Source organism: Streptomyces sp. NBC_00354 (genome assembly GCF_036106915.1).
In the GTDB taxonomy this organism is placed as follows: domain Bacteria; phylum Actinomycetota; class Actinomycetes; order Streptomycetales; family Streptomycetaceae; genus Streptomyces.
Window position 1 is genome coordinate 6778455 of sequence record NZ_CP107983.1, and the last position, 23860, is coordinate 6802314.

Genomic DNA, 23860 nt, shown 5'->3' on the forward strand with positions numbered 1-23860 from the left:
CCGACGGGGCGATCAGTAGCGGGGGAGCTGCTCACCCGGCGCTGAACTATGCACGCCTGCACGGTACTTGGGGATCCGCAGGGTGATCTTCATGCCCGCGCCGACCCCCGTCTCGATCACCGGGCCGTACGCGTCCCCGTACACCTGCCGGATCCGCTCGTCCACGTTCGTCAGCCCGATGCCCGACGAGGAACCGCTCCGCTCCCCGGCCAGGATCCGGCGCAGCAGGGCCGGATCCATCCCGACCCCGTTGTCCTCGATGGTGATCACGGCCTCCGCGCCCGCGTCCCGGGCGGCGATCGTGATCAGGCACTCCTCGGTGGAGTCCTCCAGCCCGTGCTTGACGGCGTTCTCCACCAGCGGCTGCAGGCACAGGAACGGCAGCGCCACCGGCAGCACCTCGGGCGCCACCTGGAGGGTCACCTTCAGCCGGTCCCCGAACCGGGCCCCGGCCAGGGCCAGGTACTGCTCGATGGAGCGCAGCTCCTCGGCGAGGGTGGTGAACTCGCCGTGCCGCCGGAAGGAGTAGCGCGTGAAGTCGGCGAACTCCAGCAGCAGGTCCCGGGCGCGCTCCGGATCGGTGCGCACGAACGAGGCGATCGCGGCGAGGGAGTTGAAGATGAAGTGCGGGGAGATCTGCGCCCGCAGCGCCTTGATCTCCGCCTCCATCAGCCGGGTCCGCGAGCGGTCCAGCTCGGAGAGCTCCAGCTGGACGGAGACCCAGCGCGCGACCTCCGTCGCGGCCCGCACCAGCACCGCCGACTCGCGCGAACCGTAGGCGACGAGCGCGCCGAGCATCCCGTCCTCGCCGGTGAGCGGGGCCACCACCGCCCACTTCAGCGGGCAGTCGGGGCGGGTGCACTCGGTCCGCACGCTCTGGCTGCGCCCCGAGTTCAGCATCACGGTGACCCGGGCCATCGCCCGCCGCTGGTGGTGGTCGGCGCCCGGGCCGTCCCAGGCCAGTACCGAATCCCGGTCGGTCAGGCACAGGGCTTCGGTGCCCAGCAGGGAGCGCAGCCGTTTGGCGGCCTTGCGGGCGGCGTCCTCGGTGAGCCCGGCGCGCAGCGGGGGAGCGGCGAGCGAGGCGGTGTGCAGGGTGTGGAAGGTGGCCCGCTCCACCGGGGTCCCGAGGTCCAGGCCGGTCGCCCGTTCGCCGCGCCGGGCGTGCCACCGGCCGGCGGCCCACCCCAGGCCCAGCAGCAGGGCCGCGCCCGCCGCGGCCATGACCGCGAGCACCGCTCCGGTCATGGAGCACCGCCCGCGCGGGCGCCGTTCGCGGATCCCGCCCCGGCCCCGGTCACGCTCTCCGGCAGGTGCAGCCGGGCCAGGGTCGCCGCCGTCCCCGCCGGGACGCGTGACCGGGTGGCCAGCGACACGAGCACCATCGTGAGGAACCCCAGCGGTACCGACCACGCCGCCGGCCACGCCAGCAGCGTGTGCACCCAGCCCGCCGGGGGCAGCCCCGCCCGCGTCGCCAGCACCGCGCCCAGCGCCGCCCCGCCGCCCGTGACCAGCCCCGCCACCGCACCCGGCGGGGTCAGCCCGCGCCACCAGATGCCCAGCACCAGCAGCGGGCAGAACGACGAGGCCGACACCGCGAAGGCCAGCCCCACCGCGTCCGCCACCGGCACGTCGGTCAGCGCCATGCTCCCGGCCAGCGGCACCAGCATTGCCACCAGCACCGCGATCCGGAACGTCCGCACCCCGCGCGTCGGCAGCACGTCCTGGTGCAGCACCCCGGCCACCGCCATGGTCAGCCCCGAAGCCGTCGACAGGAACGCGGCGAACGCGCCTCCGGCCAGCAGCGCCCCCAGCAGGTCGCCGAGCACCCCGCCCAGCATCCGCTCCGGCAGCACCAGCACCGCCGCGTCCGCGTCCCCGGTGAGGGCGAGCTCCGGGGCGTACGTGCGGCCGAGCACCCCGTACACCGGCGGCAGCAGGTAGAAGCAGCCGAGCAGCCCGAGCACCACCAGGGTGGTGCGCCGCGCGTCGCGGCCGTTGGGGCTCGTGTAGAAGCGCACGGCGACGTGGGGCAGGCCCATGGTGCCGAGAAAGGTGGCCAGCACCAGCCCGTACGTCGCGTACAGGCCCAGCGCCGGCCGGTCCCCGTCCAGCGGCTCGGACCAGCGGGAGGCGTCCGGCCCGGACGTCGCCCGGGTCTGCGGGACCCGGGTGTCCGGGGCGAACTCCAGCCGCGCGCGGGCCCGTACGGAATGCTCCCCGGGCTCCAGTGTCAGCGGGGCCGCCGCGTACGTCCGCCCGTCCACCTGCCCGGTGACCTTCAGCGCCAGCGGCGCGTCCAGGGACAGCCGGACGTCCTCGGCGAGCGTGACGGCGGTGTGCTCGCGGAAGACCGCCGGGGCGTCGAACGAGGCCCGGGGCGCGCCGTCCCCGGCCCAGGCGGCGAGCAGGAAGAAGGCGGGCACCAGCAGCGCGGTGAGCTTGAGCCAGTATTGGAAGGCCTGCACGAAGGTGATGCTCCGCATCCCGCCGGCCCCGACGGCCGCGGTCACCACGAAGGCGACGACCACCCCGCCCACCCAGTGCGGGGCCCCGGTCAGGATCTCCAGGGTCAGCCCGGCGCCCTGCAGCTGCGGCAGCAGGTACAGCCAGCCCACCCCGACCACGAACAGCACCGCGACGCGGCGCACCGCCTGCGACTCCAGCCGGGCCTCGGCGAAGTCGGGCAGCGTGTACGCCCCCGAGCGCCGCAGTGGGGCCGCCACCAGCGCGAGCAGCACCAGGTATCCGGCGGTGTAGCCGACCGGGTACCAGAGCATCTCGGGCCCTTGGAGCAGCACCAGCCCGGCCACCCCGAGGAAGGAGGCCGCGGAGAGGTACTCCCCGCTGATCGCGGCCGCGTTGAGCCGGGGCCCCACCGTCCGCGAGGCGACGTAGAAGTCGGAGGTGGTCCGTGATATTCGCAGGCCCAGCGCGCCGACCAGCACCGTGACCAGGACGACGACGGTGACCGCGGTCAGCGCGTACGTCTGGTTCACCGGTCGGTCCTTCGGCACGGGGAGCAGGGGGTACCGGAGTCTACGCACGCCCGCGGACCGGGCAACAGGCGTGATCCCGGCCGATCGGGACCGTTCCCACCGGCCGAAAAGGGGCGTTCAGTGTGCGGGGTCGCGATGCTCCGCGCAGTCGCGCAGGGCGATCTCCAGCTCCACGTACGAGTCCTCGGCGCGCCGGAAGGCGAGGGTCAGGGCCGCCTCCGCGCGGGGCGGCAGCTGCTGCCGGACCCCCTCGTTGGCCTCGTACAGTACGTCGGCCCAGCGCGCGGCGGCGCTGCGCAGCCGGGCGAGCAGCACCTCGGCCTCGGCGGGGCCGGCGGGCGGGGTGCGGGGCAGTACGGCCAGCGCGTCGAGCAGCGCCTGGATCTCGGCCATCCGCACCCCCTGCTCGTTCCGGCCTGTTCCTTCCGGACCGGCGGCTCCACGATAGGTGCGGGCCGGGTCGGCTGCGGGCGCCGGAGCCCGCCCTGCGACCGACGGCAGCCGCGGGGCGCCGTACGCCCCTTGCGGTGCGACGAACGGCGCCCCGGCACGCCGGACGGTCGGCGCGCCGGGCGGTCGGCCGAGTGGCTGTGCGGCTATCCGGTCGCCTGGCGCATCAGCAGGTCCCGCAGCTGCCGGGCGTGGCGGCGGCTGACCTGGAGCTCGGCCGATCCGACGCGGACGCTGGTGGTGCCGGCGTCGAGGCGGAGCTCGTCGATCCGGCCGAGCGCCACCAGGTGGCGGCGGTGGATGCGGACGAACCCGCGGGCCGCCCAGCGCTCCTCCAGCGTGGAGAGCGGGATGCGGACCAGGTGGCTGCCCTCGTCGGTGTGCAGCCGGGCGTAGTCGCCCTGGGCCTCGACGTACGCGATGTCGGCGATCGCCACGAACCGGGTGACGCCGCCCAGTTCCACGGCGATCTGGTCCGCGGTGCGGTCGGCGACGGTGACCTCGGGGGCGGGGCGGCGCTGCACCGGGACGACCGGACCGGCCGGTTCCGCGGGTTCGGGCGGTTGCGCGGCGGCCCGGCCGAGCTGGGCGCAGGCCCGCCGGACGGCCTCGGCGAGCCGCTCCGGGCGGACGGGCTTGAGCACGTAGTCCACGGCCTTGAGGTCGAAGGCCTGTACGGCGAACCCCTCGTGGGCGGTGACGAACACGATCAGCGGCGGCTGTGCGAACCCGGCCAGCAGCCGGGCGATGTCGAGGCCGGTCAGCCCCGCCATGTGGATGTCGAGGAAGACCACGTCGATGCCGTCGGGCCCGTCGGGGCCGGTCTCCAGGGCCCGGGTGATCCGCCGCAGGGCCTCGGTGGCGTCCGAGGCGCCTTCGGCGCTCAGCACCCGGGGGTCGGAGCGCAGCAGGTAGAGCAGTTCCTCGAGGAGCGGTTTCTCGTCGTCGACGGCCAGTACGCGCAGCATGCGGTGGAGTCTATGGACGAGTGCGCCGGGGCGGAACGGTGCGCGGCCCGCCTGCCGGGGGGAGGGGGCAGGGGGCCGCGCGGTTCGAGAGGGGGAGGAGGAGGGGATCAGGAGGGGATCAGGAGGTGGTGATCAGCTTGCCGTCGGGGGAGACCGCGTACCAGGTGCCGCCGACGCCCTGGCCGTTGATGTCTCCGGCCTTCTTGTCACCCGTGAAGGTGTAGACGGGCCAGCAGTCGATCGCCTGCTGCTTCATGCCGTCGGGGCGGTCCAGGATGGAGTAGCCCTTCTCCACGATGCCCTTGGCGTTGGCCTTGTCCACCGGGGGCACCACCGGCCACTTGGCCACGCAGTCGCCGGTGCAGTTGGAGGCCATCGGCCAGGCGGTGTCCTTCTTGAAGCGGTAGACCGTCATGCCGTTGCCGTCGACGATGTGCTCGCCGAGCTTGGGGTCCTTGGCCACGGTCAGCGCGCCGGAGGCCTGGCCCGCGCCGGCCGGGGCGGCCGGGGCGGCCGGGGCGGCCGGGGCGGCCGGGGCGGCGGCCGCCTTCGCGGCCTTCTTGCCGTCGGGGGCGAGCGCGAACCAGGTCCCGCCGACGCCCTGCCCGTTGGTCTCGCCCGCCTTGGTGTCCTTGCTGTAGCGGTACACCGGCCAGCCGCCCACGGTCAGCTGCTTGCTGCCGTCGGCGCGGACGACCTCACCGAGCACCGACGGGTCCATGCCCGCGGCGGCGGTGGCGTCGCCGGCCGCGACCACCGGCCAGGTCTTCGCGCAGTCCCCCTCGCAGTTGGACTTCGGCGGCTTGGCGGTGTCCTTGTCGAAGCGGTACAGGGTGAAGCCGGCGCTGTCGTTGAGGACCGCGCCGAGCTGCTCGTTCTGCGCGATCGCCAGCTGGCCTGCGGCCTTGGTACCGGCGCCGGCGGCGTCTGCCGCGCCCGCGGCGGATCCCGCGCCGTAGTCGGAGCCGTAGTCGCCGGCTCCGGAGGCGGGAGCCTGGGACGCGGCCCCGGCCGGCTTCGCGTCGCCGGCCTTGGTGTCGTCTCCGCCGCAGGCGGTCGCCGTGAGGGCGACGACAACTGCCACGGCGGCGAGGGTGGTTCCGCGCTTGATGCCCATCTTGATCTCTCCCTGGTGTCTCCGTGTCCGCCGCCCGTCTCCGGTGCGTCGGCAACTCTGCGAAGGACACGCCCTGTCGGGGTCGATCTGTTCAAACGGATTCCTGTGGGCTGTTTCACTCACCCGGCATCGAACCCGGCCCGCCGCAGAGCCGTGACCACAGCGAGGCCAAGAACCTGGTGTCCGGTGTCATTGGGGTGCAGCCCGTCCGCCAGGTGCTCCGGACCGAGCAGGTCACGACCCGGCAGCAGGGCGAGGCGGTCGTCCCCGGCGGCGATCCGTTCGAGGGCGGCCCGCTCCATCGCATCGCGCAGGGCGCCCAGGGTGGCGCCGAGCCGGTTCGGGGTGCGTTCGGCGTCGGGCCGCAGCACGGGGGAGACCAGCAGCAGCGGGGTCCGCGGGTGCCCCTGGCGGACCAGCTCGAGGAACGCGCGGGTGGTCTCGTACAGCAGTGGAGCCGAAAAGGGCACGCGGGACCAGCAGTTGGTGCCGAAGGCGAGGGTGAGGACATCGGCGGGGAGGCCGGCGAGCTGCTCGGCGGTGGCGAGTTCCCCGCGGGCGGCGCCCGCGTACCCGAGGTTGACGGTGTCCCAGCCCAGCGCCCGGCCGGCGACCGCGGGCCAGCCGTGGGCGGGCCGGGTGGACCACCAGCCCTCGGTGATCGAGTCGCCGTGCACCACCCAGCGCGGTGCGGGCGGCGCCGGGGCCACGGAGCCGCCGACCCCGCGCAGCCCGAGGATCAGCGGGGACTGTCCCTCGGGCGGGTGCAGGGTGAACGGGCCGGGCCCGCCCGGGAGTTCGACGCGTACGACGGCCTCCACGGCCGGTTCGGTCCACACCTCCCGGACCACCCCGTGGCGGTCCCACAGGGCGAAGCCGTGCGCGAGGTCGCGCAGCGCGTCGGTGGGGCCGGGGACGGTCGCCCGGTAGCGGATCTCCACCGCGTGCGCCGCCTGCGCCGTGAACTCCAGACGCACCCCTATCGGCAGGGTGGCCCGCTCGCCGGTGTCCCAGGGCAGCCGCATGCTGTCCGCCGGGTCGGCCCGTACCGGGCGCCCCTTGTCCAGCCAGGCGACTCCGCGCAGGAACGGCCCCGGGTCCAGCCAGTGCGTGGCGGTGCTCTCGGCGTTCACTGCGCGCCTCCGCTCGTCGGTGGGTGCCGGGGTCGGAGGGGTCCGCAGCCCCGGTGCCACCGCGTTCACCCGTACCCCGCACGGGCCCGGTTCACCGCGACGGAGCGCACCCGCGTGATCAGGCCTGACCCGGCGGCATGCTCCGGTAGATCTGACGAGGTGTCAATAATGGAGGTGAGGGTGCCGCGCGCACCGATCGATCATCCGTGCGCAACAAAGGACCATCCAGGACAGATCCGCGCAACGATCGTGCGGCAATGTGCAAGGATGGTGCATTACGGGCGGTATCAATCAGCTCGTAGGCTCACTCGCTGTACGTGGAGTGGCGTGGACCGCCTGCTCGGCGGTCCTCCCCATGCCCAGGCTCATGTCTGTGTCCTGCTCCGGACCGCTGCGGTCGATGCCTCAGTCCCCATCCGCAGTGTCTAAGGAGTCCCCTCGTGCTCGAAACCGGCCAGGCGCCACCGCTCGCCACCGAGCCCCGCAAGCCTGTGAACCCTCTGCTGCGCCGCAAGCCGGTCGAGCAGATGGTCGCCGAGGGCGGCCAGGGCGAGGGCGGCAACCTGCGCCGCTCGCTCACCATGTGGCAGCTGACCATGATCAGCATCGGCGCCACCCTGGGCACCGGCATCTTCGTCGTTCTCGGCGCGGCAGCGCCCAAGGCCGGCCCGGCCGTGACGATCTCCTTCATCCTCGCGGGCCTGACCGCGCTCTTCTCGGCCCTCTCCTACGCGGAGCTGGCCGGATCGGTGCCGGTCTCCGGCTCCTCGTACTCGTACTCCTACGCCACCATGGGCGAGTTCATCGCCTGGATCTGCGGCTGGTGCCTGGTCCTGGAGTACGCCGTCTCCGTCTCGGCCGTCGCCGTCGGCTGGGGCCAGTACCTCAACGAGCTCCTCGACGGGACCATAGGCGTCACCCTCCCCGAGAAGCTCTCCGCCGCCCCGCTGGGCGACGGCGGCTTCATCAACCTGCCGTCCCTGGTCGTCGTCCTGCTCGCCATGGTCTTCCTGCTCCGCGGCGCCAAGGAGAGCGCCCGGATCAACACGATCATGGTCGGCGTGAAGATCGTCACGCTGGTGCTGTTCATCGGCATCGGCGTCATGGGCATCAAGTCCGGCAACTACGCCCCGCTGGCCCCGCTCGGCATCACCGGCATCAGCGCTGCCGCCTCCACGCTGTTCTTCTCGTACATCGGCTTCGACGCCGCCTCCACCGCCGGTGAGGAAGCCAAGAACCCGAAGAAGGACCTGCCCCGCGCGATCATGCTGTCGCTCGGCATCGTCACCGTCCTCTACGTCCTCGTCGCCTTCGTCGCCGTCGGCGCCATGCCGTGGCAGGACTTCGAGGGCACCGAGGCCGCGCTCGCCCAGATCATGACCGACGTCACCGGCCACAGCTTCTGGGGTGTCGTCCTTGCCGCCGGCGCCGTGGTCGCCATCGCCTCCGTCGTCTTCGCCGTCCTCTACGGCCAGACCCGCATCCTCTTCGCGATGTCCCGCGACGGCCTCGTTCCCAAGATCTTCGCCAAAGTCGACGAGAAGACCGGCGCCCCCCGCGCCAACGTGGTGATCGTGTCCCTCTTCTGCGGCGCGCTCGCGGCGTTCGTCCCCCTGGGCGACCTGGCCGACGCGACCAGCATCGGCACCCTCTTCGCCTTCGCCCTCGTCAACGTCGCGGTCGTGATCCTGCGCCGCACCAAGCCCGACATGCCGCGCACCTTCAAGGTGGCGCTCTTCCCGGTCACGCCGATCCTCGGCTTCCTCGCCTGCGGCTGGATGATGTACAGCCTGCCGGTCGCCACGTGGGTCGCTTTCGGTGGCTGGATGGCCGTCGGCCTCGTGGTCTACTTCCTGTACGGCATCCGCCGCTCCCGACTGGCCACGGCAGAAGTGGCCACACCAGAAAAGTGATCCACCCGCAGTGCGACTGAACGATCTCGACGAACGCATCGTGCACGCCCTCGCCGAGGATGCCCGCCGCTCCTACGCGGACATCGGCTCCGAGGTCGGGCTCTCGGCCCCCGCCGTGAAGCGACGCGTGGACCGGCTGCGGGCCGAGGGAGCCATCACCGGCTTCACCGTCCGCGTCGACCCCGCCGCGATGGGCTGGGAGACCGAGGGCTTCATCGAGATCTACTGTCGCCACAACACCTCGCCGGACGACATCCGGCGGGGGTTGGAGCGGTACCCCGAGGTGGTGTCCGCGTCGACCGTCACCGGCGACGCGGACGCCCTCGTCCAGATCTTCGCCTCAGACATGAGGCACTTCGAGCGGGTGCTCGAGCGCATCGCGGGCGAGCCCTTCGTGGAGCGCACCAAGTCGGTGCTCGTCCTCTCCCCGCTGCTGCGCCGCTTCACCTCGGGAGCCCCGGCCTAAGGCCCGACCGGGGCGCACGGCCTACACCGTCGTGCCGGCCTCGGCGGTGTGCGCCGGGCCCCACAGGGCCCGGCGTTCCTCTTCGGTCAGCCCGCCCCACACCCCGAACGGCTCGCGGGTCGTCAGCGCGTGCTCCAGGCACGCGGCGCGGACCGGGCAGACCGCACAGACCCGCTTCGCGGCCTCGTCGCGGTCCTCCCGCTCCTCGCCCCGCTCACCCGCCGGGTGGAAGAACCGGCCGGTGCCCAGATCCCGGCAGGCGGCCCGTAGCTGCCACTGCCAGTGATGGTGCGCGGCGCCGGGAAGGCGGGAGACGTCGGTCATGGCAGTTCCTTTCGCTGTCCTCGGCATGTCCTCGCGTGTGACCGCTCCGCGCCCCGTGAAACCTGCCGCTTCGTCCCGGCCGTACGGCGCCGCCCTCCGTCAGACCCCGGCGTCCGGGGTCCGCAGCCCGATGAAGAGCGGCCGCCGCCGCAGCGTGAACCCCATCGACTCGTAGAGCGCGATCGCCCCGGTGTTGTCCGCCGCCGCGTGCAGGAACGGACGCTCGCCGCGCTCCCGGATCCCGGCGGCCACCGCCCGGATCAGCCGGCCCGCGAGCCCCTTGCCCCGGTGGTCCGGGTGCGTACACACCGCGCTGATCTCCGACCAGCCCGGCGGCCGCATCCGTTCCCCCGCCATCGCGACGAGCCGGCCCTCGTGCCGGATCCCGAGGTACGTGCCCAGCTCGACGGTGCGCGACAGGAACGGCCCCGGCTTCGTGAGGTCGACCAGCTCCCGCATCTCCGGTACGTCGGCAGGCCCCAGCAGGACCGCTTCGGGCGCGGCCTCGGCCCGTACCGCCCCGCCGTCCAGCTGCACGCCCGGTATCGAGGCCGCCGTCGTCCATCCCGCGGGCGGGATCGGCAGCCCGGTGACCCAGACCGGGGCCCCTGGCCCGGCCAGCGCGGCCAGATCGGCCCAGGCCCGCGGGTCGTCCGGGTCCGCGAGCGCGGCGAACGGCGAGGCCTCCGCGACGTACCGGGCCGCGAGGCCGGCGGGCCCGGTCTCGGCGAAGGCACGGCTCGGGCCGGTCAGCGCGGCCCAGACCGGATTGTCGAGTACATGGACGGGTGTGGCCGTGTCGGTGTCGGGCGACATGGGGTGGCGGACTCCTTCCCTCGGCAGCGGCCGCAGGGCCCGTCCACCACGTGCTTGACGGCCCCGCGCACCACCACGAGACTCCTGGTGACGACGGTCATGAGGGTCAGCGTCCACCGTGGGCGGGTTTATGCCCCGGCTGCCTGGCAGCGGCCACCGGCGGCCCTGCACGGGCCCGCGCAACGAATCTCCGCCCCCGCCGCAAAACACGCAACGAATCGATGCGCGGAGCGCAACGGTCATGGCTTGTCGGCGTCGAACGGGTGAACGTACCTTCAATAGGACCCCCACCCCTCCTGCCACAGAGGTACGCCCATGCCCCCGCTGCGCACCGCCCTCCTCCAGAGCTCCGGACGGCTCGGCGACACCGCCGAGAACCTCAAGGCGCTCGACGAGGCCGTGGAGCGCGCCGCACAGGCGGGTGCCGGACTCCTCGTGACCTCGGAGATGTTCCTGACCGGCTACGCGCTGGAGGTCCAGGAGGTCGCCGCCCTCGCCGAGGCCGCCGACGGCATGTCGGCCCGCGCCATCGGCGAGATCGCCCGCCGCCACGGGGTCGCCGTCCTGTACGGCTACCCGGAGCGCGAGGGCGACACCGTGTACAACGCGGCCCAGCTCGTCGGCCCGGACGGGGTCCGGCTGGCGAACTACCGCAAGACCCACCTGTTCGGCTGCTTCGAGCAGGACGCCTTCACGCCCGGCGACACCCCCGTCGTCCAGGCGGAGCTGAACGGCCTCCGCATCGGCATCATGATCTGCTACGACGTGGAGTTCCCGGAGAACGTCCGGTCCCACGCACTGGCCGGCACCGACCTCCTCCTGGTGCCGACCGCGCAGATGCACCCGTTCCAGTTCGTCGCCGAACAGCTGGTGCCCGTAAGGGCCTTCGAGAACCAGATGTACATCGCGTACGTCAACCGGACCGGTCCGGAAGGCGAGTTCGAGTTCGTCGGACTCAGCTGCCTGGCGAGCCCCGACGGGGTCACCCGGACCCGGGCCGGCCGCGGCGAGGAGCTGGTGATCGGCGAGGCCGACCCCGAGCTGCTGGCCGCCTCGCGCGAGAACAACCCGTACCTGCGCGACCGCCGCCCCGGGCTCTACGCCTCCCTCGTCTGAGTCCCCCCAGCGCCCTCCCCCCTGCCCCACCCCCGCAAGGAGCCGTACCCCATGACGTCCACGGTGCCCACCACCGCCGTCCCGCACAGCGACGGACAGCCGCCGATCACCATGTTCGGCCCGGACTTCCCGTACGCGTACGACGACTTCCTGGCCCACCCGGCGGGCCTGGGCCAGATACCGGCGACGGAGCACGGCACCGAGGTCGCGGTCATCGGCGGCGGCCTGTCCGGCATCATCTCCGCGTACGAGCTGATGAAGATGGGCCTCAAGCCCGTCGTCTACGAGGCCGACCAGATCGGCGGCCGGCTGCGCACCGTCGGCTTCGAGGGCGCCGGCACGGAGGGTCTGACCGCGGAGATGGGCGCCATGCGCTTCCCGCCGTCCTCCACCGCGCTCCAGCACTACATCGACCTCGTCGGCCTGGTCACCGAGCCCTTCCCGAACCCGCTCGCCGAGGCCACCCCCTCGACGGTCGTGGACCTCAAGGGCGAGACCCACTACGCCGAGACGATCGCCGACCTCCCGCAGATCTACCGCGACGTGTCCGCCGCGTGGAACGCCTGCCTCGACGAGGGCGCCGACTTCTCCGACATGAACACCGCGATGCGCGAGCGGGACGTCCCGCGCATCCGCGAGATCTGGGCCAAGCTCGTCGAGAAGCTCGACGACGAGACCTTCTACGGCTTCCTCTGCAAGTCCGAGGCCTTCAAGTCCTTCCGCAAGCGCGAGATCTTCGGCCAGGTCGGCTTCGGCACGGGCGGCTGGGACACCGACTTCCCGAACTCCATCCTGGAGATCCTCCGCGTCGTCTACACCGAGGCGGACGACCACCACCGCGGCATCGTTGGCGGCTCGCAGCAGCTGCCGGTGCGCCTGTGGGAGCGCGAGCCCGAGAAGATCGTCCACTGGGCCCAGGGCACCTCGCTGTCCTCCCTGCACGAGGGCACCCCGCGCCCGGCGGTGACCCGCCTGCACCGCACGGCCGGCAACCGCATCACGGTGACCGACGCCGACGGCGACATCCGTACGTACCGCGCCGCGATCTTCACGGCCCAGTCCTGGATGCTGCTGTCGAAGATCGCGTGCGACGACACGCTCTTCCCGATCGACCACTGGACGGCGATCGAGCGCACCCACTACATGGAGAGCTCGAAGCTCTTCATCCCGGTGGACCGGCCGTTCTGGCTGGACAAGGCCGTCGACGACGCAGGGAACCCGACCGGCCGCGACGTCATGTCGATGACCCTCACGGACCGCATGACCCGCGGTACGTACCTCTTGGACAACGGCCCGGACCAGCCGGCCGTCATCTGCCTCTCGTACACCTGGTGCGACGACAGCCTGAAGTGGCTGCCGCTGTCCGCGAACGAGCGGATGGAGGTCATGCTGAAGTCCCTCGGCGAGATCTACCCCAAGGTCGACATCCGCCGCCACATCATCGGCAACCCGGTGACCGTGTCGTGGGAGAACGAGCCCTACTTCATGGGCGCGTTCAAGGCCAACCTGCCGGGCCACTACCGCTACCAGCGGCGCCTGTTCACCCACTTCATGCAGGACCGCCTCCCCGAGGACAAGCGCGGCATCTTCCTCGCGGGCGACGACATCTCCTGGACGGCGGGCTGGGCCGAGGGCGCGGTCCAGACGGCGCTGAACGCGGTCTGGGGCGTCATGCACCACCTCGGCGGCTCCACGGACACCACCAACCCCGGCCCGGGCGACGTCTACGACGAGATCGCCCCGGTCGAACTCCCGGAGGACTGACCCACCCGGCCCCTCCGGCCCCGTGACCACGGGCCGCCCCCGCGCACACAGCGCGGCGGCGGCCCGTTTTCATGCCCGCCGCACTGCGCAGCGCAGTGCGGCGTACGCGTGCTCAGGGCGCCGGGGCTTCAGGACGTCGGGGCTTCAGGACGTCGGGGTGAGGAGGCAGCGGCCGACCAGGCCGACGCCTGCGTCCAGCGAGTCCGTGAACTCCTCCGCCAGATCGGGGGAGCGGCGCAGGGTCCACAACAGGCGGGCCGCCGACCAGGCAGCGCCCCGGGCCCGGTCCAGGCTCCACGAACCGAGCAGGTGCGTCAGCGGGTCGGCGACCTCCAGCACGTCCGGGCCCGGCATCAGGTCCTCCCGGATGTGCTCCTCCAGGGAGACCAGGGTGTCGCCGACGCGGTCGAAGTCCGCCTCCAGGGCCCGCGGTTCGCAGTCCAGCGCCCGGCAGGTGGCCACCACCGCCAGCGCGAGGTCGTGCCCGATGTGCGCGTTGATCCCGGCCAGCGCGTGCTGCAGCGGGCGGATCCCGGGGTGGCGGCGGTACTGTAGCAGCGGCCGCCAGCACGCCGGGGCCCGGTCGGCCTCCACCGCCGTCAGGTACCGCTCCGCGAACCGCACGCTGAGCGCCTCCGCCCGCCGCGGCGCCGGGAACTCGCCGTGGGAGATGCGCGCGTGCAGCGTCTCCGTCACCGTCAGGTACACCCGGTTGAAGACGGCGACACCGTCCTGCGCGGGGAGCCGCTCGTCCAGGGCGCGCATCCGCGCGAGCACCGCTTCCATGGGAGGCAGGTTCCCAGCCGGCGGCGCGGATCCGGGGAACTTGGCCGTGTGCTTCCCCGGTTCGGGCGAACCCGGCTCAGGAACGCGTGTCCCGCGCGGCCGGATCCCCGCCCGCACCGCCCTCGCCCGCGTCGCCCGCATCGCCCGCGTCGTACGCCGAGGTGCCCGAGTCGAGCAGCGGCTCCTGCGTCTTCAGGTGCGCGGGCGCGAAGTACCGCAGCGTGTGGTACCCGGTGATCACCACGATCGTGCCGAGCGCGATGCCGCCCAGCTCGAAGCTGTCCGTCAGCTGCAGCTTCACCCCGCCGATGCCGATGATGATGCCCGCCGCGGCCGGCACCAGGTTCAGCGGATTGCGCAGGTCCACCCCGCCGTTGATCCAGATCTGGGCGCCGAGCAGGCCGATCATCCCGTACAGGATCACGGTGATGCCGCCCAGCACCCCGCCGGGGATGGCGGCCACGACCGCCCCGAACTTCGGGCACAGGCCGAAGAGCAGCGCGAAGCCCGCCGCCGCCCAGTAGGCCGCCGTCGAGTAGACGCGGGTGGCCGCCATGACGCCGATGTTCTCGGAGTACGTGGTGTTCGGCGGGCCGCCGACCCCGGTGGACAGCATGGACGCGGCGCCGTCGGCGGCGATCGCGGTGCCGAGCTCGTCGTCGAGCGGATCGCCGGTCATCTCGCCGACCGCCTTGATGTGCCCGGTGTTCTCCGCGATCAGGGCGATCACCACCGGCAGCGCGATCAGGATCGCCCACCACTCGAACTGCGGCGCGTGGAAGGACGGCAGCCCGATCCAGTCGGCCTTGCCGACCCCGGAGAGGTCGAGCCGCCAGTGGTCGACGGCCTCGGCCCCGCCCACCGTCGAGTGGATCTTGCCGAAGAGCAGGTCGAAGACCCAGGAGATGCCGTAGCCGAAGAGCAGCCCGAGGAAGATCGCGATCCGGGACCAGAAACCGCGCAGGCAGACCACGGCCAGCCCCGTGAACAGCATGGTCAGCAGCGCCGTCCACTGGTCCTGCGGCCAGTACGTCGAGGCCGTCACCGGCGCCAGGTTGAAGCCGATCAGCATCACCACCGCGCCCGTCACCACCGGCGGCATCGCCGCGTGGATGATCCGCGCCCCGAAGTGCCGCACGGCGAGCCCGGCCAGGAACAGCGCCGCGCCGACCACGAACACGGAGCCCGTGACGACCGCACTGTCCCCGCCGCCCGCCCGGATCGCCGCCGCGACACCGACGAAGGAGAGCGAGCAGCCCAGGTACGAGGGGACCCGCCCGCGCGTGGCGAGCAGGAAGATCGCCGTCGCGACACCCGACATCATGATGGCCAGGTTCGGATCCAGGCCCATCAGGACCGGAGCGACGAAGCTCGCCCCGAACATCGCCACGACGTGCTGGGCCCCGAGCCCGGCGGTACGCGGCCACGACAGCCGCTCGTCCGGCCGCACCACCGCGCCGGGGGCGGGGGTCCGCCCGTCTCCGTGCAGGGTCCAGCGCACGCCGAGGCCCATGTTCCACCACTTCCGTCGAACCGATCGATCAAGCATCCGGGCCGCAGAGCAGCGCCTGCGCAATATTACGGCCGGATACCTGCTGGTTCGTCCCGGTCTGCGGATGCGGAGTCCGCGGCCAACGGCTTCCGCCGCAGTACGGCGGCCCCCACGACCAGCGCGAACGCGAGCAGGGTGACCAGCCCGAAGGACACCACGAGCGAGGTCGCGTCCGCCACCGCGCCGATCGCCGACGGCGCGATCAGCCCCGAGGTGTACGTGATCGTCGCGACGCCCGCGATGGCCTGCGCCGGAGCCGGCCCGCTGCGCGCGGCCGCCGCGAACGCCAGCGGGACCACCACTGCGATGCCGAGTCCGATCAGGGCGAAGCCCGCCAGGGCCGCGCCCGAGTGGCGGACCGTCACCACGAGCAGCCCGCCCGCGGTGGCCAGTACCCCGCCCGCCCGGACCGTGCGCACCGGCCCGAACCGGTCCACCACCCGGTCCCCGGCGAGCCGGGCGACGGCCATGGTGAGCGCGAACGCGGTGGTGGAGGCGGCCGCGAGACCGGCGTCCGTGTCCAGGACGTCCCGCAGGTAGACCGCGGACCAGTCCAGGCTCGCGCCCTCCGCGAAGACCGCGCAGAACCCGATCGCGCCGATCAGCAGCGCCGACCGCGGGGGCAGCGCGAAGTGCGGCGGCGCCTGGGCATCCGCGGCGCTGCGCAGATCCAGCACCCCTCCTGCGGCGACCAGCCCGGCCGCGGTCAGGGCGAGTGCGGCGACGAGGTGGTGCAGCCGGGCGTCCGCCCCGGCGTGGGCGGCGACCGTGCCCGCCGCCGAGCCGAGCAGCGCGCCCACGCTCCACATGCCGTGCAGCGAGGACATGATCGAGCGGCCGAGCCGGTTCTCGGTCTCCACGCCCAGCGCGTTCATCGCCACGTCCGACATCCCGGAGGTGGCGCCGTAGACGAAGAGGGCGCAGCACAGCGTGGGCAGGTTCGGCGCGAGGCTCGGCAGGATCAGGGACAGGGTCCACAGCGCCAGCAACCCGCGCAGCGCGGCGCGGGCCCCGAAGTGGTGGTTGATCCGGCCGGCCAGCGGCATCGCGAGCGCCGCGCCCAGGGCGGGGAAGGCCAGGGCGAGGCCCAGGGTGCCCGCGCTGAGCTGTGCATGGTCCTGGATCCAGGGGATGCGGGTGGCGAAGGAGCCGGTGACGGCCCCGTGGGCGCAGAAGACGGCGGCGATGGCGAAGCGGGCACGGCGCAGGCGCGCCGGGCCGAGGTCTGGTTCCCCTGTCATGGCATTAAACTATCAGGGAACCTGCCTGATAGTTAGTTGGGTGGAGCTACCTAGGATGGGCGCCGTGACTCCTGCCGAAGCCCTGGCCCCCGCCGCTCCGTCGCCCGCGTCGCCGAGCACGGCCCGGGCCATCAACGACCGTCTCGCCCTGCGACTCCTCCAGGAGGAAGGGCCGCTGACCGCCACTCAGCTCAAGACGATGACCGGCCTCTCCCGCCCCTCGGTCGCCGATCTCGTCGAGCGGCTGACCGGGGCCGGGCTGATCGAGGTCGTCGGGGAGTCGGGCGAACAGCGCCGCGGCCCCAATGCCCGGGTGTACGGGATCGTCGCCCGCCGCGCGTACCTGGCGGCCCTGGACGTACGGACGGACAGCGCGACCGCGGTGGTGGCGGACCTGCTCGGCCGCCCGCTCGCCCAGGCCGCGCTCCCGGTGGACGCGGTCGACGAGGCCGTGGACCTGCTCGAGGCGCTCGCGCGGGAGGCCGGCGCGGACCGGCTGCACACCGTGGTGGTCGGAGCCCCGGGCCTGGTGGCCCCGTCGGACGGGGTGCTGCGCAGCACCGTGGGCCTGCCGTCCTGGCACCAGGACCTGGTGGCGGCCCTCCGGCGGCGGCTGCCGGCCACGGTGGTCGTGGAGAACGAGACCAACCTCGCGGCCCTCGCCGAACAGCGGGTCGGCGCCGCGCAGGACCTGGACTCCTTCGTGCTGCTGTGGCTCGGTGCGGGCGTCGGCGCGGCGGTGGTCCTGGACGGCCGGCTGCGGCGGGGCGCGTCGGGCGGGGCGGGGGAGATCGGCTTCCTGCCTGTGCCGGGCCCGGGCCCGCTGCCCTCCGCCACGGACTGCGAGGGCGGGTTCCACGCGCTGGTCGGCCGGGGGGCTGTGGCCACGCTCGCGGCGGAGCACGGCTGGGCCGGGCCGGTGCAGGAGGCGGTGGCGGGCGCCGCGGGCGAGGCCTTCCTCGAGGCCCTGGCGCAGCGGCTCGCCCTGGGCGCGGCGGCCGTCGCGGCGGTCCTGGACCCGGGGTGCCTGGTCCTGGCGGGCGAACTCGGCCACGCGGGCGGCGCCGGCCTGGCGGCCGCGGTCGGCCGCCGGCTGGCCACGCTGACGCCGGTGCCGATGGAGGTCCGTGCCACCGCCCTCGGCGACCCGGCCGTCCTCGCGGGCGCCCGTTTGGCGGCCCGCGAAGCCGCACAGTCCGAACTCTTCGCCCCCTGAGCCGCACCGGACCGACGGCCTACTCGTCGTCGATCTTTTCGTCGTCGTGCAGCCTCCGCCAGATGCGGGTGCGGTGCAGCACGTAGAGCGCGACGACCAGGAAGGCCACCTGCAGGCCCACGGCGAGCAGCCAGAAGACGGCCCCGCTCTCCAACTCGTCCGTCAGGTAAGCGAAGTTCATGCCGAAGAACCCCGTGAGGAAGCTCAGCGGCAGAAAGATCGTCGACACGATCGCCAGACGGTTGATCACGCCGTTCTGCTCGCCGGACACCAGCGAGGAGTAGGTGGCGAAGCCCCGCCGGGCGGCTTCCTGGAGCGCCTCGATCTCCGTGAGCACCAGCCTCGAGGTGCGCTGGTACTCACGGGCGAGCCGCTGGCGCTCCTGCGGGAAATTGGGGTTCAGCACCCTGCGCGTGATGGTCTCGTCCGCCGCCTGGTGGTAGGGGAGGAGCGTGTGGTGCAGGAGGGCCGCGGTCCGGCGCAGCCGCGCCAGGCGGTAGAGCTGCTCGGGCTCCCGCTGCCGGAACATCTCGTCCTCCAGGTCCTCCACCTCCAGGAGGGCCTGGACGGCAGCGTGCCGATACGTCTCCAGGGCCTCGCCCAGCAGCAGGAACAGCGTGGCCACGGAGTCGGGGGGCCGTTCGTGGGGGAAGCGGGAAATGAGGCTCTCCACCACCCCCGCGGGTCCCCGGTGCACCGTGACCAGATACCGCTCGGTGGCCACGACGTGCAGGTGGATGACCTGACCCGCCTCGACCGCGGGGACGACGAACGCGGCCCTGTCGCCGAGGAACTCGGCGCGGGTGGACTCCCTCTCCCGGCCGAGCCACTCCAGGTCCTGGGCCTCCAGGCCGAGCAGGTGGGCGACCGGCTGTTCGCCGGGGGTGTCCTCCTCGGGCAGCTCCGCGTCCACGAACAGGAAACGGGCTGCCGCGAGACGCTCACGGGCCTCCGACACCGGGGTGCGCCGCGCGACGCCCTCCGGCATGGACACCACCGAAACGATCATCGCCCCTCACCGTGGATCATGCCGTGGGTCATTTGTGACGATATCTATCGCATTGTTCCCCACGGGGTCCGGACAAGCGCACCGATGACTCCACATGGCGGCCGCGATCCCCGCCCTGCCGCCGGCCCCGGCCCCGGCTCAGCCCCTGGCCTCCGCGGCCCTGGCGGCCCGGGCCGCCAGGAACTCGGCGAAGGTGCCCTTGCCGACTGCGTGGGACGGGGTCAGGTTGCCGCCGCGGCAGAAGGCCGCGTACGCCTTCCCCGCCAGGGGCAGCGGGAACATCTTGCGCCGCCGCCCCGTCGCCGCCAGGTACGACCGGCCCAGCTCCAGCAGCGTGTGGATCTCCGGACCGCCCATGTCCGTGACCCGGCCCGCCGGGCCGGGGACGGCGAGTTCCGCCATCCGGTCGGCGACCTCCTCCACGGCGACCGGCTGCACCCTGACCCCCTTCGGCAGCGGCAGCGGCACCAGGGGCACCTTCGCCAGCGCGTCCACCGCCATCGCCACCAGGTCGTGGAACTGCGTGGTCCGCAGGATCGTCACGCCCAGCCCTGACGCCTCCAGCATCCGCTCGACCTTGTACTTCACCTTGTAGTAGCCGAACGGGACCACATCCACCCCGACGATCGAGATGTAGACGATGTTCGTGACCGTCCCGGCCCGCCGGGCCGCCTCGATCAGGTGCCCGGCGGCCACGTCGTCGCCGCCCCGCGGGGTGCTCGCGCAGTGCACGACCACCTCCGCGCCCGCCATCGCCGCGTCCAGCCCGCTGCCGTCCCGCAGATCGACCGGGTAGTCCTTCGCGCGCCGGCTCAGGCCCCGTACGTCGTGGCCCGCCGCCCGCAGCCGGGTGACGACCAGCGCGCCGAGGTTTCCGGTGCCTCCGGTGACGAGGATCGTGCTCATGGTGTCCGTTTCCTTCCCTGAAGGGTGCGTTCACCAGCCGAGACCGGACAGCCCTCAGGAATGTGACAGCTGCCGCTGAAGAAATTCCAGCTTCTCCGGATTCACCACGCTCCGCAGCCCGCGGACCAGCCCGTCCTCGATCTCCACCTGCAGGACCGTCCCGCCCACGATCAGCGCGGGCTCCCCGTTGACCTCCGCGAACGAGACCGGCAGGCCGGCCGCGTACTTGCGCAGCGCGCCCACCAGGAAGCGCGCCACCTTGTCCGGACCCAGGATCGGCCGCCGGGCGGCGCCCACGATCCCGCCGCCGTCCGCCACGTACTGCACGTCGGCGGTCAGCATGCCCTCGAGCCGGGCCAGGTCGCCGTCGTGCGCCGCGGTCAGGAAGGCCTCCACCAGGCTCTGCCACTGCGCCGGATCCGGCCGGAAACGGGGGCGCGGCCCGGCCGCACGGCCCGCGGCCACCCGGCCCGCGGCCACCCGGCCCGCGGCCCGCCGGTAGAGCTGCCGGCAGTTGGCCTCGGTCAGGTCCAGGAGCCCCGCGATCTCCCGGTGGCCGTACGCGAACGCCTCGCGCAGCACGTACACCGCCCGCTCCACCGGCGTCAGCTGCTCCAGCAGCAACAGCAGGGCCATGGAGACGCTGTCCCGCTGCTCCGCCGACTCCAGCGGGCCGAGCACCCCGCCCCCGGTGAGGACCGGCTCCGGGAGCCAGGGGCCGACGTACTCCTCGCGCCGGACCCGCGCCGAGGTGAGGCGGGTCAGGCACAGGCGGGTGACGACCTTGGCGAGCCAGGCCCCGGGGTGCTCGATGTCCCCGCGGTCGGCGGAGCTCCAGCGCAGCCAGGCGTCCTGGACGGTGTCCTCGGCCTCGGCGGCGGAGCCGAGCATGCGGTAGGCGACGGCGAACATCCGGGGCCGGTGGTCCTCGAAGTCCGCGCCGGGCGCGGCGTCCTGTGTGATCACCGCAGCAGCCTACGAGGAGGCCGCGGCGGCACGTGCGAGGACCCGGTGGCCGCCGGGCCACCGGGTCCTCACGTTCGTTCACCTACGGGCACCGACGCGGGGTCAGCAGGCGCCCTGGTCCTTCCAGACGCCCCACTCACCGGTGGTGCCGGGCTCCTCGTTCTGGGTCCACCACTGCGCCTTCCAGTTGTGGCCCTTGTGTGAGACGACGGTCCCGCCGTTGTAGACCGTGCCCGCGACGTACGCCGGGTTCGTGCAGGTCCCGCCCGGCGGCGTGGTCGGGGGCGTGGTCGGCGGCGTCGTCGGGGGAGTGGTCGGCGGGGTGGTGGGCGGGGTGGTCGGCGGCTGGGTGGTGCCCGGCTCCGTCACCGTCGTGCCGCGTGCCAGGTCGCCGGCGAGGGAGTAGGTGGTGCCGGAGATGTTCACCGTCCAGTTGGAGGGCGTGGACACCGGCAGGTAGTAGTTGAACGCGAGGTCCACCGAGGCGCCGGGAGCCAGCGTCTGCCACGCCGGGAGCTTCAGCGAGACCCGCTGGAAGTCGCCTTTCAGGCCGCCGACGTTGCTGCCGCTGTGGCCGGTGCTGATCACCTTGGTGCCGAAGCCGGACTGGTCCGAGGCGTTGGCCGGGGCCGAGGTCCCGTAGTCGAACTGGAACTCGGTGCCGCCGGGCAGCGTGGTCTTCGTGTTGTTGGTGATCTTCAGCTTGGGGGTGATCGGGTAGTTGGAGTCGCCCAGCTTGAACTCGGTGAACTCCGTCTTGATGTCCACGGCCTGGGCCGGCAGCGCGCTGCCCGCCGTCTTCGCGCCGTACGGCGCGGCCGCCTTGAACTTGTCGTACATCAGGGAGGTGAGCGTGTCGCCCATCTCGTACTGGCCCTTGGCGGAGTTGTAGCCGTAGTCGCCCGCCAGCTCCCAGACCATCGTGCCGCCGATGCCCTTGTTCACCACGTAGTCGGCCTTGGCCGCGACGGACTGCTCGTCCTCCGTCGACAGGAAGACCTTCTTCTGGGCGTTCCACAGCCACGGCGCCACCAGGGTGGAGTCGTACTTGCGGGCGTAGGTGCCGGTCAGCGTGGTGTTCGCCGGGAAGCCGTACTTGGTGGCGTAGTCGCCGACGACCCCCTTCTCCAGGTTCTTGGCGTGCCACATCGGGTTGGAGCCCGCCGGGGACTCGGCCCCGTTGGTGTCCAGGTCGTGCCACAGGTTGTCGATGCCGACCGCGCCGTCACCGCACTTGGTCAGACCCGCGCCGGCCGGGCAGGTGGTCGCCGGAGCCTTGCCCCACAGGCCGTCCGTGCCGCCCTGCACGTTCTTGAAGCCGCGGGTGTAGTACGGCAGGCCCATGTTGATGCGGCCCGCCGGCATCGAGCCGCGGAAGTAGTGGTAGGCCCAGTCGGAGTTCAGGTAGCCGATGCCGCCGTACTGGGACGTGGAGTAGACGCCGGCGGCGGCCAGTTCGCCGTCCTTGCCGTCGTCGAAGAGCGAGGCGTTCGGGCCGACGTACTCGTTCCAGGCGCCGTGCAGGTCGTAGGACATGATGTTGACGTAGTCCAGGTACTTCTGCATCTGGAACGTCTCCATGCCCCGCAGCAGGTAGCCGGAGGAGGGGGCGGCGACGGAGAGCAGGTAGTGCTTGCCGTCGGCGGCGCCCGCGCGGTCGAGCTTCTCGCGCAGCGACTTCATCAGCGCGGCGTAGCCCTGGACGAGCCCGGCCCGGCGGGCGTTGGAGAGCTGCCAGTCCAGCGGGTTGCCCGCGTCCTTCATGGTGGTCGGGTACTCGTAGTCGATGTCGACGCCGTTGAACCCGTACTTCCGGACGAACTCGACCGAGGAGTCCGCGAACGTGTCGATGCCGGCCTGGTTGACCGAGCCGTCGGCGTTGGTGGCCATCGAGTAGAAGCCGCCGGAGGCGACGCGGTTGCCGTCGTCGCCGAAGTAGCCGCCGGTCTCGGCCCAGCCGCCGACCGAGATCAGCGTCTTCACGTTCGGGTACTGCTTCTTGAATTTGTTCAGCAGGTTGAAGTGGCCCTTGTACGGCAGGGCCGGGTCCATCTCGGCACCCGCGACACCCGGCCAGGTCATCCCGGTGGCGGCGTTGTTCGCGTTGTCCGCGCCGACCGAGATCTTGTTGTCGGCGCCCACATGGGCGAAGGCGTAATTCAGATGGGTGACCTTGGACCACGGGACGTTGTTGGCGAGGTAGGCGGGGGTGCCGTCCTTGCCGGTACGCCACCCCGTGAAATAGCCGATGACGCGACGCTGGTGGTCGGCGCCCATCTTCTCGCGGCCTTCGGAGTCGTAGACCGAGCAGTACGGGACGTCGGCACCGGCCGTCTTGTATAGCCCGTCCGGGCGACAGCCCTCTCCCCCGGACTCCGTCTGGGGGGACCCCCAGGCGGCGTGCGAGAAGGTCGTCGACAGTGCCGGTAGCAGCAGTCCGGCGATTGCGGCGCCGGATGCCAGGAGCATCGCTCTCGTACGTGTGGGGGACGGCATGGTGCCTCCTGGGGAGGGGAGGGACGGCAGGACACGAAAGGGCACAACAGGCGGAAAAGTGGTGCGTGTTGGCCCGTGACGTGCGCACATCTGACGGGCTGTCTCCCGGGGAGGGTGAAGGGAACGTTAAGAGGACTAGACCACCTCGTCAATAGGTCTGTACCAATCGCAGGCGTACTTGACAGACTCCCGCGGAACACCCTCTCTGTGACCCAGGCCACAGCCCCTCGCTCGCATGGCCTCGGATCACCCGTGGCAAACTGGCAGCAGTACCAGTAAGCAGCGCACTCCGGGGTCGGTGTAATTCCGAACCGGCGGTATAGTCCGCGACCCGTCCGCAGCCAGCGGCCGGTTGATCAGGTGAAATTCCTGGACCGACGGTGAAAGTCCGGATGGGAGGCAGTGCGCGGCGGGCCAGTCACCGGTACGCCGCCGTCGGCGGTTCATCGGCGTATCCCCTGCGGATACTCCGGGCGGACCGTTTTTTCGGCCTCGGCGTCCCCGTGTGTGCTGAACCGCTTCATCTGTCGTATCCCGACAGGCCCCGGAGTCCGTGCCCGATCGAGGCAGGAGGACCCGGTGGCGAACCACGCCGAGAACGCACCGCACGACGTCGTCGGCG

General features: G+C 72.4%; 20 protein-coding genes and 1 riboswitch. Of the genes, 5 read left to right on the plus strand and 15 right to left on the minus strand.

The features are described from left to right. Positions 1-12: 12 nt before the first annotated feature. The 6 genes from OHT74_RS31145 to OHT74_RS31170 all read right to left on the minus strand — a co-directional run bounded on the left by OHT74_RS31145 (position 13) and on the right by OHT74_RS31170 (position 6667). Positions 13-1248, minus strand: a complete 1236-nt coding sequence (locus OHT74_RS31145) for a histidine kinase (RefSeq protein WP_328621992.1) — start codon at positions 1246-1248, stop codon at positions 13-15. Next, a complete protein-coding gene (locus OHT74_RS31150; RefSeq protein ID WP_266668976.1) occupies positions 1245-2999 on the minus strand; it encodes a sodium/solute symporter in 1755 nt (584 codons plus the stop codon). Before OHT74_RS31150 ends, OHT74_RS31145 begins: the two co-directional genes overlap by 4 nt. Positions 3000-3116: 117 nt before the next feature. Next, a complete protein-coding gene (locus tag OHT74_RS31155) occupies positions 3117-3392 on the minus strand; it encodes a hypothetical protein (protein ID WP_267000561.1) in 276 nt (91 codons plus the stop codon). A gap of 203 nt (positions 3393-3595) precedes the next feature. Then, positions 3596-4417 (minus strand): LytR/AlgR family response regulator transcription factor, encoded by an 822-nt coding sequence (locus tag OHT74_RS31160; RefSeq protein ID WP_328621993.1) that lies wholly within the window; start codon positions 4415-4417, stop codon positions 3596-3598. A gap of 118 nt (positions 4418-4535) precedes the next feature. Beyond that, complete coding sequence (locus tag OHT74_RS31165) at positions 4536-5534, minus strand: SCO0930 family lipoprotein (protein WP_328621994.1); 999 nt, start codon at positions 5532-5534, stop codon at positions 4536-4538. A 119-nt stretch (positions 5535-5653) separates the two neighbouring features. Then, the gene (locus OHT74_RS31170; RefSeq protein ID WP_266668982.1) at positions 5654-6667 is read right to left on the minus strand and encodes a GDSL-type esterase/lipase family protein; all 1014 of its coding nucleotides are present in this window, start codon (positions 6665-6667) and stop codon (positions 5654-5656) included. Between the two features lie 440 nt (positions 6668-7107). On the opposite strand from OHT74_RS31170, the gene OHT74_RS31175 reads away from it, so the two are divergent. Both OHT74_RS31175 and OHT74_RS31180 read left to right on the plus strand, forming a co-directional pair. Beyond that, positions 7108-8580 (plus strand): amino acid transporter, encoded by a 1473-nt coding sequence (locus OHT74_RS31175; RefSeq protein WP_328621995.1) that lies wholly within the window; start codon positions 7108-7110, stop codon positions 8578-8580. Between the two features lie 10 nt (positions 8581-8590). Continuing rightward, on the plus strand, positions 8591-9046 hold the full coding sequence (locus tag OHT74_RS31180; RefSeq protein WP_030027017.1) for an Lrp/AsnC family transcriptional regulator: 456 nt from the start codon (positions 8591-8593) through the stop codon (positions 9044-9046). Positions 9047-9067: 21 nt separating this feature from the next. Here OHT74_RS31180 and OHT74_RS31185 read toward each other — a convergent pair whose 3' ends face one another. Then, positions 9068-9370, minus strand: a complete 303-nt coding sequence (locus OHT74_RS31185) for a WhiB family transcriptional regulator (RefSeq protein ID WP_266668986.1) — start codon at positions 9368-9370, stop codon at positions 9068-9070. A 99-nt stretch (positions 9371-9469) separates the two neighbouring features. Next, on the minus strand, positions 9470-10186 hold the full coding sequence (locus OHT74_RS31190; protein WP_267000573.1) for a GNAT family N-acetyltransferase: 717 nt from the start codon (positions 10184-10186) through the stop codon (positions 9470-9472). Between the two features lie 315 nt (positions 10187-10501). Between OHT74_RS31190 and OHT74_RS31195 the strand changes: the two genes are divergently transcribed. Further along, a complete protein-coding gene (locus OHT74_RS31195) occupies positions 10502-11302 on the plus strand; it encodes a carbon-nitrogen hydrolase family protein (RefSeq protein ID WP_266668990.1) in 801 nt (266 codons plus the stop codon). Between the two features lie 51 nt (positions 11303-11353). Further along, positions 11354-13066: a flavin monoamine oxidase family protein gene (locus OHT74_RS31200; RefSeq protein ID WP_328621996.1), complete on the plus strand. Its 1713-nt coding sequence runs from the start codon at positions 11354-11356 to the stop codon at positions 13064-13066. 144 nt (positions 13067-13210) lie between these two features. On the opposite strand, the gene OHT74_RS31205 is transcribed toward OHT74_RS31200, so the two are convergent. From OHT74_RS31205 to OHT74_RS31215, 3 genes are all read right to left on the minus strand, one after another. Further along, positions 13211-13852, minus strand: a complete 642-nt coding sequence (locus OHT74_RS31205) for a DUF5995 family protein (protein ID WP_328621997.1) — start codon at positions 13850-13852, stop codon at positions 13211-13213. A 76-nt stretch (positions 13853-13928) separates the two neighbouring features. Beyond that, positions 13929-15365: a uracil-xanthine permease family protein gene (locus OHT74_RS31210; RefSeq protein WP_328621998.1), complete on the minus strand. Its 1437-nt coding sequence runs from the start codon at positions 15363-15365 to the stop codon at positions 13929-13931. A gap of 65 nt (positions 15366-15430) precedes the next feature. Then, positions 15431-16645: an MFS transporter gene (locus tag OHT74_RS31215; protein WP_328621999.1), complete on the minus strand. Its 1215-nt coding sequence runs from the start codon at positions 16643-16645 to the stop codon at positions 15431-15433. A gap of 55 nt (positions 16646-16700) precedes the next feature. Here OHT74_RS31215 and OHT74_RS31220 point away from each other — a divergent pair, with 55 nt between their 5' ends. Next, on the plus strand, positions 16701-17861 hold the full coding sequence (locus OHT74_RS31220) for an ROK family transcriptional regulator (RefSeq protein ID WP_267000585.1): 1161 nt from the start codon (positions 16701-16703) through the stop codon (positions 17859-17861). A 19-nt stretch (positions 17862-17880) separates the two neighbouring features. Here the strand turns inward: OHT74_RS31220 and OHT74_RS31225 are convergent, their stop codons facing one another. From OHT74_RS31225 to OHT74_RS31240, 4 genes are all read right to left on the minus strand, one after another. Continuing rightward, positions 17881-18870, minus strand: coding sequence for a magnesium transporter CorA family protein (locus OHT74_RS31225; RefSeq protein WP_328622000.1), 990 nt, complete (start codon positions 18868-18870; stop codon positions 17881-17883). A gap of 138 nt (positions 18871-19008) precedes the next feature. Next, entirely contained in the window at positions 19009-19776 is a 768-nt protein-coding gene (locus OHT74_RS31230) for an SDR family oxidoreductase (RefSeq protein WP_328622001.1), read from the minus strand. A 54-nt stretch (positions 19777-19830) separates the two neighbouring features. After that, positions 19831-20742, minus strand: a complete 912-nt coding sequence (gene sigJ, locus OHT74_RS31235) for an RNA polymerase sigma factor SigJ (RefSeq protein WP_328622002.1) — start codon at positions 20740-20742, stop codon at positions 19831-19833. A 102-nt stretch (positions 20743-20844) separates the two neighbouring features. Continuing rightward, the gene (locus OHT74_RS31240) at positions 20845-23238 is read right to left on the minus strand and encodes a chitinase C-terminal domain-containing protein (RefSeq protein WP_328622003.1); all 2394 of its coding nucleotides are present in this window, start codon (positions 23236-23238) and stop codon (positions 20845-20847) included. A 280-nt stretch (positions 23239-23518) separates the two neighbouring features. Continuing rightward, positions 23519-23648: riboswitch (FMN riboswitch) on the plus strand. Positions 23649-23860 lie beyond the last annotated feature (212 nt).

Coding starts and splice junctions, on each gene's coding strand:
- OHT74_RS31200 (WP_328621996.1), top strand. CDS start 11,354: ATGACGTCCACGGTGCCCACCACCGCCGTCCCGCACAGCGACGGACAG.
- OHT74_RS31195 (WP_266668990.1), top strand. CDS start 10,502: ATGCCCCCGCTGCGCACCGCCCTCCTCCAGAGCTCCGGACGGCTCGGC.
- OHT74_RS31220 (WP_267000585.1), top strand. CDS start 16,701: ATGGGCGCCGTGACTCCTGCCGAAGCCCTGGCCCCCGCCGCTCCGTCG.
- OHT74_RS31160 (WP_328621993.1), bottom strand. CDS start 4,417: ATGCTGCGCGTACTGGCCGTCGACGACGAGAAACCGCTCCTCGAGGAA.
- OHT74_RS31240 (WP_328622003.1), bottom strand. CDS start 23,238: ATGCCGTCCCCCACACGTACGAGAGCGATGCTCCTGGCATCCGGCGCC.
- OHT74_RS31215 (WP_328621999.1), bottom strand. CDS start 16,645: ATGACAGGGGAACCAGACCTCGGCCCGGCGCGCCTGCGCCGTGCCCGC.
- OHT74_RS31225 (WP_328622000.1), bottom strand. CDS start 18,870: ATGATCGTTTCGGTGGTGTCCATGCCGGAGGGCGTCGCGCGGCGCACC.
- OHT74_RS31185 (WP_266668986.1), bottom strand. CDS start 9,370: ATGACCGACGTCTCCCGCCTTCCCGGCGCCGCGCACCATCACTGGCAG.
- OHT74_RS31145 (WP_328621992.1), bottom strand. CDS start 1,248: ATGACCGGAGCGGTGCTCGCGGTCATGGCCGCGGCGGGCGCGGCCCTG.
- OHT74_RS31155 (WP_267000561.1), bottom strand. CDS start 3,392: ATGGCCGAGATCCAGGCGCTGCTCGACGCGCTGGCCGTACTGCCCCGC.
- OHT74_RS31190 (WP_267000573.1), bottom strand. CDS start 10,186: ATGTCGCCCGACACCGACACGGCCACACCCGTCCATGTACTCGACAAT.
- OHT74_RS31210 (WP_328621998.1), bottom strand. CDS start 15,365: ATGGGCCTCGGCGTGCGCTGGACCCTGCACGGAGACGGGCGGACCCCC.
- OHT74_RS31205 (WP_328621997.1), bottom strand. CDS start 13,852: ATGGAAGCGGTGCTCGCGCGGATGCGCGCCCTGGACGAGCGGCTCCCC.
- OHT74_RS31165 (WP_328621994.1), bottom strand. CDS start 5,534: ATGGGCATCAAGCGCGGAACCACCCTCGCCGCCGTGGCAGTTGTCGTC.
- OHT74_RS31230 (WP_328622001.1), bottom strand. CDS start 19,776: ATGAGCACGATCCTCGTCACCGGAGGCACCGGAAACCTCGGCGCGCTG.